8 protein-coding genes are annotated in these 7,890 nt (G+C 70.2%); 3 read left to right on the forward strand and 5 right to left on the reverse strand.

Annotated features, from left to right (window positions below; all coding sequences use genetic code 11):
- Positions 1-80: 80 nt before the first annotated feature.
- The 3 genes from KN815_RS31070 to KN815_RS31080 form a co-directional block, all read right to left on the reverse strand.
- A complete protein-coding gene (locus KN815_RS31070) occupies positions 81-887 on the reverse strand; it encodes an HlyD family efflux transporter periplasmic adaptor subunit (RefSeq protein ID WP_216345194.1) in 807 nt (268 codons plus the stop codon).
- A gap of 104 nt (positions 888-991) precedes the next feature.
- Positions 992-1,210 carry a type A2 lantipeptide gene (locus tag KN815_RS31075; protein WP_216345195.1) on the reverse strand — a complete coding sequence of 73 codons (219 nt, stop codon included), beginning with the start codon at positions 1,208-1,210 and terminating at the stop codon, positions 992-994.
- 464 nt (positions 1,211-1,674) lie between these two features.
- Complete coding sequence (locus KN815_RS31080) at positions 1,675-2,694, reverse strand: glutathione S-transferase family protein (protein ID WP_216345196.1); 1,020 nt, start codon at positions 2,692-2,694, stop codon at positions 1,675-1,677.
- 206 nt (positions 2,695-2,900) lie between these two features.
- On the opposite strand from KN815_RS31080, the gene KN815_RS31085 reads away from it, so the two are divergent.
- Positions 2,901-3,860 (forward strand): DMT family transporter, encoded by a 960-nt coding sequence (locus KN815_RS31085; RefSeq protein ID WP_216345197.1) that lies wholly within the window; start codon positions 2,901-2,903, stop codon positions 3,858-3,860.
- Positions 3,861-4,038: 178 nt separating this feature from the next.
- On the opposite strand, the gene KN815_RS31090 is transcribed toward KN815_RS31085, so the two are convergent.
- Positions 4,039-5,523 (reverse strand): helix-turn-helix domain-containing protein, encoded by a 1,485-nt coding sequence (locus tag KN815_RS31090; protein WP_253209347.1) that lies wholly within the window; start codon positions 5,521-5,523, stop codon positions 4,039-4,041.
- Positions 5,524-5,643: 120 nt separating this feature from the next.
- On the opposite strand from KN815_RS31090, the gene KN815_RS31095 reads away from it, so the two are divergent.
- Entirely contained in the window at positions 5,644-6,108 is a 465-nt protein-coding gene (locus KN815_RS31095) for a hypothetical protein (protein ID WP_216345199.1), read from the forward strand.
- An 87-nt stretch (positions 6,109-6,195) separates the two neighbouring features.
- On the opposite strand, the gene KN815_RS31100 is transcribed toward KN815_RS31095, so the two are convergent.
- On the reverse strand, positions 6,196-6,804 hold the full coding sequence (locus KN815_RS31100) for a TetR/AcrR family transcriptional regulator (protein WP_216345200.1): 609 nt from the start codon (positions 6,802-6,804) through the stop codon (positions 6,196-6,198).
- 174 nt (positions 6,805-6,978) lie between these two features.
- Between KN815_RS31100 and KN815_RS31105 the strand changes: the two genes are divergently transcribed.
- On the forward strand, positions 6,979-7,890 hold a 912-nt coding region (locus KN815_RS31105; protein WP_216345201.1), incomplete at its 3' end, for a cytochrome P450.

Genomic DNA, 7,890 nt, shown 5'->3' on the forward strand with positions numbered 1-7,890 from the left:
TCCGCGGGCCGGCTGGGGGCGGCGCGCTCCGCTGCTTCCGGCGGGTGCGGGCCGGGGCGGTCCGCCCTGGTTGGTCGCGGTCACGGGAGCAGCCAATCGCTGGGATGTTGGTCGGCCAGATGGACGGTTCCGCTGGTCAGGGTCATGGAGCCGAGGGCGAACGGCGGGCCCTCGGGGGACGACCAGCGGTAGCCGGAGCGGGTGTCACGCTTGCGCTTGAGGCGCACCTGGACGGCGACCGGCGGGCCGTGCTTGGAGAACTCCTCGCCGAGTTGCTCGCTGCCGAGGTAGGAGCCGATCTGCTGGCTCGACTGGGCGGTCCGGCCGACGGCCCGCACTTCACCGCGGAGCACACCGTAGGTCCGGGTGGGCGCGGACTGCACATCGAGGTCGACCGACGCGCCCGGCCGCACCGAGGCCGCCCGGTCCGCGGGGATGTACAGGGTCGCGACCAGAGGATCGCCGGAGTGACCGACCCGCTCCACGGAGGCGACATTGGCGCCGGTGTTCAGCACGGAGCCGATCGAGGCGGTGAGGGTGGTGAGCCGGCCGCCCGCGATGGTGCGCACGACCGTGGTGCCCCGGGTGGTGCGGACCTTCAGCAGCGGTGCGCCCGCCGGGAGGGTGCTGCCCTCCCGGGCCAGGACGGAGGTCACCTGGCCGGCGATCGGGCTCTGAAGCACATAGCTGCCCTGGCCGTGGGTGAGGATCCCGGTGGCATCAAGGGTGCTGGAGACGGTGCCGGTGACGGCCCATACGGCGGCACCGGCCATGACCGCCATCGTGACCGCCAGTGCCAGCCATCCCTGGGGGCGGGCGTAGCGCACCGGCAGGTCGATGTCCTCTGCCGACTGAAGCTTGGAGAGGGCCTGCTGGCGGAACTGCACGAGAGTCTTTCCTCAGCCGCGAAGGGAGTGATCAAAGGAGGCCGCGGACCGCCGAGTGCCCCGGACCAGGCAGGCCCGGGGCACAGGGGAGCGGTAAATCAGCCTCAGAGGCTGCCGACGACCCCACCGACGATGCCGGTGGTGTTCAGGCCGGTGACGCCGTCAACCGTGGCGGTCACGGTGCCGAGGGCGCCGGTCACCGGGCCGGTGACGGAGTCGACGGTGCCGAGGACGTCGCCCACGGGGCTGGCGATCCCGCCCGCCACGTTGTCCAGCTCGGCGTCGGAGATCTCCTGGGTCGCGACCTTGGGCGCGTTGTTCATTGTTGCGTCTCCCTTGGGTGAACGTCTCATTGAGCTTGCAACAGCGCACGGGAACCGAGGGGAATCAGCTCCCGCGGCATGGTCACGGGAGGCCCGGAGAACACCGGGCTCCGTGAAATGCCTGAACGCGGAAGGGATGTAACCACGGGGTCCGCCACGCGGCGAATCAACCACGGTCCGGAACCGGGCATTCCGCCACTTTCAGATCACACCGCGGACACATTCGTGCACCTCACCGGCGCCGTTCCCACACAGAAAGGTCATCGACCTCACGTGGTATCGCATTCCTCGGGCGATGTGACGCGCGTCATTTCGGGTCGGACCGCCAGGGCCGGGGCCGAGGTGGCGCATGAGCCCGGTGGCACACATGGCGTCTGTGTAACAGGTGTGCCGATCACTTGAAGACCGGGCGAACAAGGCCGCATGCCAGGACGTGGCGGTACGGGTATGCGACATGTGCGACTTCAGACCGCCCGGCCCGCCTCCGGTACCACCTCGCCGTCCGGCACCGGTCCGGGCGCGGTGCCGTCGCCGAACGGGCGCCCGCCCAGTTCCGCACGGTGATGCGGGGTCAGCCAGCCGGAGAGGTCGGGGCCGAGCGGAACGATGCCGGTGGGATTGATGTTGGTGTGCACCCGGTAGTAGTGGCGCTTGATGTGGTCGAAGTCGACGGTGTCCCCGAAGCCCGGTGTCTGGAAGAGGTCGCGGACGTAAGCCCACAGCACCGGGTCCTCGCTGAGCTTGTTGCGGTTGCATTTGAAGTGGCCGTGGTAGACGGCGTCGAAGCGGACCAGCGTGGTGAACAGCCGGATATCGGCCTCGGTGATGGTGTCGCCGACCAGATAGCGGCGCGTGGCCAGCCGCTGGGACAGCTCGTCGAGGCGGGCGAAGAGTCGCCGGTACGCGTCGTCGTAGGTGTCCTGGTGCTCGGCGAAGCCCGCCCGGTACACACCGTTGTTCACATCGCGGTAGACCCCCTCCGCCACCTCGTCGATCTCGTCGCGGTGCGCCTCGGGGTACAGGTCCGGGGCACCCTCGCGCTGGAGGGCGGTCCATTGGGTGGCGAGGTCCAGGGTGATCCGGTGGAAGTCGTTGGTGACCAGCACTCCACTGGGGACGTCCACCACCGCGGGTACGCTCACCCCGCCCGGATATCCGGTCTCGCGGGCGTCGTACGCCTCGCTGAGGAAGGCGATGCCCAGCACCGGGTCCCGGTCCCCCGGGTCCAGGGTGAAGCGCCAGCTCCGCTCGTCCTGGATGGGATCGGTGATGGCCAGCGAGAGGGCCGGCTCCAGGCCGAGCAGCCGCCGCGAGATCAGCGCCCGGCTCGCCCACGGGCAGGCCCGGCTGGCCACCAGCCGATAGCGCCCGGCCTCCACCGGCCAGCCGTCCCGGCCGTCGGCGGTGATCCGGTCGGCGAAGTGCGGCCCGGATCGGCGGAACTCCTTGCGCTCGCCGGATGTCTTCTGGTCAGCGGTGTTCAACGGGACCACCTACCACCTTCCGAAGCGGGAAACCGTCGTGGACGGTCCGTGTCACGGGTTGCCCTCCGAGGCTTGGGTGCCACGGATGACACCTACTCGGTTCCACGCCCCGGGAAGGGCTATTCCTCACGGATCGGACAGGGTGGTACTACGTCGGCGCACCAGCGTTCAAGACTGGCGGCCGGGCCGGGGGCCAGGGTCGGGGCATGCCTGGGAACAAGGGCTGGAAGAGCCCGTATCTCCTGCTCACGGTCACCATGCTGCTGTGGGGCAGCGCCTTCTCCAGTTCCAAGTCGGTGGTCGCCCAGATGCCGCACACCGTGGCGGCGCTGCTGCGCTTCGGCGGCGGGGCCATCGCCCTGCTGGTGGCCGTGGCGCTCTTCGGCAGACCGGCCGCCCCGGCTTCCGCGCGCGGTGGCGGGCGGGCCGCGCTCGCGGGTCTGCTGGGGGTCTTCGCCTACAACGGCTTCTTCTTCTGGGGGCTGTCGCTGGCGCCCTCGCTCGACGCGGGAATCCTCATCCCCGTCCTGAGCCCGGTGCTCACCAGCGCCTTTCTGCTGGTCACCGGCCGTGACCGGCCCTCCGGCGCACGGCTTTCGGGGCTCGCGCTCGGGCTCGCCGGGGCAGTGGTGTTCTTCTTCGGCGCGGGCGGCAGCGCGCACGGCGGCGCCACCCGGCTGACGGGCGATCTGCTCTATCTGCTCAGCGCGGTGTGCTGGGCCGCGTACACGCTCATCGGGCCCCGGGTGCTGGCCGGTGTCGATCCGCTGCGCGCCACGACCTATGCGACGTGTGCGGGGGCGGTGCTGCTGGGGGCACTCGCCGCACCCGATCTCGGCGAGACGCACTGGAGTGAGCTGCCGACCGGTCTCTGGCTGAACGTGGTGTTCCTCGCCATCGGCCCGGCCGCCGTCGCCAATCTCCTCTACTACCGGGGAGTGGGCGCGGTGGGTCCCGCGTCCGCGTCCTTGATGATGTTCATGGTCCCGGTGATCAACACCGTGTGCGCCATGCTCTTCCTTGGCGAGTCCTTCGGCGGTCTCCAGGCGCTGGGCGCCCTGGTACTGCTGTCGGGTGCGGTGCTCGCCGTCACCCGGGGACGTGGACCGGCACGTCCCCGAGCGGGGACCGCGCCCACCGCGGAAAAGAAGCCCTCGGAGTTGTGAGGCACCGTACGGCGCCGGTCTGCATCACTCCCCTCGTGGTGATACAGACCGGCGTCGCACTGGACGGCGGGGCTTCGTTCCCGCGCCGTGCGGCAGGAGTGACGGTAAAGCGGATCACCGGGGCGGGCAACGGTGCACGGTGCGCAGCGCGCGCCGGTGATATGTGCACGGTGCGCAGTCAGTCCACCGGCTGGAGCCCGGTGATGTGCAGGGCGTGCACCAGGTCGTGGATTCCGGAGCCGGTGGTGAGCAGATCACGGCTGAGCAGGTGTTCGGCGGCCCGCAGATGGGCCCTGACGGTGTTCCGGCTGAGACCGAGATGGCGGGCGGTCCGCTGGGCGTCGGTGTTCGCGTCGATCCAGGCGCGCAAGGTGGCGTACAGATCGCGGCCACGGGTGTCCTGGAGCGGGCGGAGGAATTCCCGCGCCCAGGCGTGTGCGGGCCCGGTGCGGAACAGTTCGTCCAGGGTCGGCTCCGGCCGCCCGCGCTCGGTGCCGGAGCCGCCGTCCGGCTGCCCTCCGGCCAGGCAGAAGGCCAGGTCGAGGGCGGCCCGGGTGCGTACCTCGCCCAGGTCGAGGCCGAGGGTCCGCTCCACCCGGCCGAGGTGGTGGGAGACGGTGTTGCGGCTGATGTCCAGGAGCCGGGCCACGGCGGACCGGGGAAAGGTGACGGCGAGCCGGGTGATGTCCAGGGTGACTCTCGGGGTGGATCCCAGTGGCCGCAGCAAGGCGCGGGCCCAGGTGCCCGCCTCCGCGTGGGGCAGCAGCGGCACCAGCGGGGTCCGGCCGAGGTAGGCGGCCACCCGCTCGGGCGTATGGCGCGCCGCGGCCAGGGCGTGCAGGGCCTGCCCGTACGCCTCGGCCGTCGCGCCGAGCGGATACGGGCTGCTGATGCCCAGCGCGTAGTGCGGGTTGTCCCGCACCAGGCGGCGCAGCTCGGTGCCCTGGCCCCGGGTCACCTCGGGGCCGTCGGCGACGAGACAGATGAGGTGTTCCTCGAAGGCCGGGCAGTGCACCATCAGGCCCGTGCCGTGATAGCCCGATCGGTCCTGGTAGGTCTGCGCCAGCCGGTCCCGGTCCTCCGAGGGGCAGTGCAGCAGATGGATACGCAGCCGTTCGGCGTCCAGCAGCGCGGGCACGGCGCCGGTGGTCATCCGGCGGGCCAGGGTGAGGTCTCCCGCCAGCAGGGCGCTGAACACGGCGAATCGCAGTTGCCGCGCCTTGTGCTGATAGCCGCGGAAGGTGGTGTCCGCGTCCTGCGCCCGGTCCAGGAGCGCGATGAGGCTTCCGGCGTGCGAGACCAGCGACGCCGCTTCGCGGGTGGGCGCCGAGGTGCCGGCCACCACCAGGACGGGGCGTGGTGCGCGCGGACCGAGCGCTTCCAGACACACCTGAAAGGCGCCGCTCTCGGTGGCCGCCGCGGCCATCTGGCCACCGGTCAGCCGGGACAGCGTCGGTTCGAGCGAGGGCAGGATCTGGCGGGGGAAGCGGGCGGTGGAGGTCTCGACCGCGCCCGCGCTCCCGACCAGCGCGACATCGGCGTCGATCTGCCGTCCCAGCCAGTCGAGAACCGGCCGCGGATCCGCCCCGGTCCCCCGGCTCATCTGCCGCCGCACCTCGTGCAGCAACTCGTCCAGCCGCCCGGTGTGCGCCCGTGCCTCCACAGCAGTACTCCTCCCCACCCCCCGGATGGGGAGGTGTCCACGCAGGCCAGGGCCCTGTGTGGGGGCCATGGCGGGGCTGTTAGGTTGACATGCCCAATTGAACGGGGAAAGGAAGAGCACGTGCGCAAGGCAGTACATACGGCGGTCACTTCGGTCATCGTCGCTCTTGTCGTCAGCGGCTGCGGGGACAGTGACGACGGGAAGAAGGATTCCAAGCCGAGCGGCGAAGCCACCCAGGCCGCCCAGAAGTCGCCGAGTGAGAGCCCGGCGGCCAAGCGCACGATCATCGAGCGTTCGGCGGGGTCCTGGAAGTCCATCGTGGCGGCGAAGTCCGACGACGCCCTGGAGACCCTCACCATCGCGGACGGCAAGGTCACGGCGAAGGGGCCGAAGCTCGACTGCACCGGCACGCTGAAGGGCGGCGAGAACAAGCCTTCCCTGACCCTGTCGTGCAAGGGCGGCAGCGACGGAGGACGGGGTGAGGGCACCGTGGGGATGAAGGGCGACGACGCCCTGGCGATCAACTGGAAGGGCGCCGAGGGCGGCTTCGGCGGTCCGGTCGACAGCTTCCGCCGGGCGGGCTGAGCCCCAGGGGCAGCACTCAGGCCACCGCGGGCGGGCACCGGCCGCGGTGGCCAAGCGGACGACGACGCGCGTGACGTGGCCACGGCCTCAGTCCACCGAGCGGAACAAGCCCTCCAGTGCGCTCGCCACCTGGTCGGCCGAGAGCGGGTCGTCCACACCGCCCATCGCGTAGATGCCCCGGTCCAGTTTGATGCCCCGCGTCATCGCGCCGAGCAGCGTCGCCAGTTCGGTGCCCCGCAGGGCGGGCCGGTGCCCGGCGCGATCGAACAACCCGTCCAGCATGGTGCCGATACGGCGGCTGAACCGCCTCTCGTGGTCCACCAGCGCGGAGGCGGCATCGCCGTCCCGGAGCGCCATCAGCCGGAATTCCAGGTGGATGAAGACCCACTGGGAGTCCAGATGCTCCCCGTTGAAGATCTCGGCGATGGTCCGGGCGAGCTGGGGGGCCAGATCCCGGCCGGTGTCCATCTCGGCGATCCGCTCCCCGAGGTAGTCGGCGGTGCGGTCGCCGTGCCGCTGGAAGACGTCGAGGAAGAGCTTCAGCTTGCTGTCGTAGTTGGAGTAGAAGGCCCCGGTGGTCCTGCCCGCGCACTGGCAGATGTATCCGATCGAGGCCCCGTGGAAGCCGCGTTCGGAGAACGCCCGCTCCGCCCCGACGATCAGCGCTTCCACGGTCTTTGACCGCTGCGGCGGCATCGGTGTGCCCCTCTCCCCCAGTTGTTCGGAAACCTGGCCAGATCCGTACGGTAGCCGATCCGTCCCTCTGTTCAGTAGGGAACCCTATCGGTAGCGTTCCCTACTGAAAGCCACCGCCGACGGTTCCGGGAAGTTCGCCCCGGAAAGGTCGAGGAATCACGAAGGAGAGCCATCGTGAACGCTCCGATGCCCACCACCCATGACGACCTCAGAGACCTGCACGACCTCCCTTCGTATCAGAACGACCGGGACGACTACGTCAACCCGGCACGTGCACTGCTCACCGGGCCACCGATCAGCCCGCTGAGGTTCGCCGGCGGCAGCGCCGGCTGGCTGGTGACCGGATATCACGAGGCGCGGGAGGTGCTGCGGGATTCCCGGTTCAGCGCCGAGCGCTGGCGCGGCGACGACACGATGCGGAAGATCCCCGAGTCGATCCGGCGGGAACGCAGCAGCGGGGCGGGGTCATTCCTGGGCATGGACGCGCCGGAGCACGGCCACTACCGGGGACAGCTCACGCGGTACTTCACGGTGCGGCGGATGCGCGAGCTGGAAGCACGCGTCGAAGACATCGTTACCAACCAGTTGGACGCGTTGGAGGCGGCCGGCAAACCGGCCGATCTGGTGCAGCACTTCGCCCTCCCCATCCCCTCGCTGGTGATCTGCGAGATGCTCGGTGTGCCGTACGAGGAGCGGGAGTTCTTCCAGGCCATCGCCGCGCAGCAGCTCCGCCAGGACCGCACCGACGAGGAGTTCATCGCCGGGAAGACCGCGCTCGACGACTTCCTGCTCACACTGGTCGAGGCCAAGCGCAAGGAGCCGCAGGACGATCTGATCTCCCTGCTGACCGCGGTCGACGAGTTCAATGACGAGGAGATCTGCGGTATCGCGGGGCTGCTGCTGATCGCCGGCCACGAGACCACCACCAATATGCTCAGCCTCGGCACCTTCGCCCTGCTGCGCCAGCCCGAGCAGTTCGAGCGGCTGCGGGCCGACGAGTCGCTCCTTCCGACAGCCGTCGAGGAACTGCTGCGCTATCTCAGCATCGTCAACGCCTTCCCCGTTCGCATCGCGCTGGAGGACGTG

Origin of the sequence: Streptomyces niphimycinicus, from assembly GCF_018883605.1 — a bacterium.
In the GTDB taxonomy this organism is placed as follows: Bacteria; Actinomycetota; Actinomycetes; order Streptomycetales; family Streptomycetaceae; genus Streptomyces; species Streptomyces niphimycinicus.

Bases quoted from the DNA above. Each gene is read 5' to 3' on its own strand.
- KN815_RS31075 (WP_216345195.1), bottom strand. From the start codon at position 1,210: ATGAACAACGCGCCCAAGGTCGCGACCCAGGAGATCTCCGACGCCGAG.
- KN815_RS31085 (WP_216345197.1), top strand. From the start codon at position 2,901: ATGCCTGGGAACAAGGGCTGGAAGAGCCCGTATCTCCTGCTCACGGTC.
- KN815_RS31100 (WP_216345200.1), bottom strand. From the start codon at position 6,804: ATGCCGCCGCAGCGGTCAAAGACCGTGGAAGCGCTGATCGTCGGGGCG.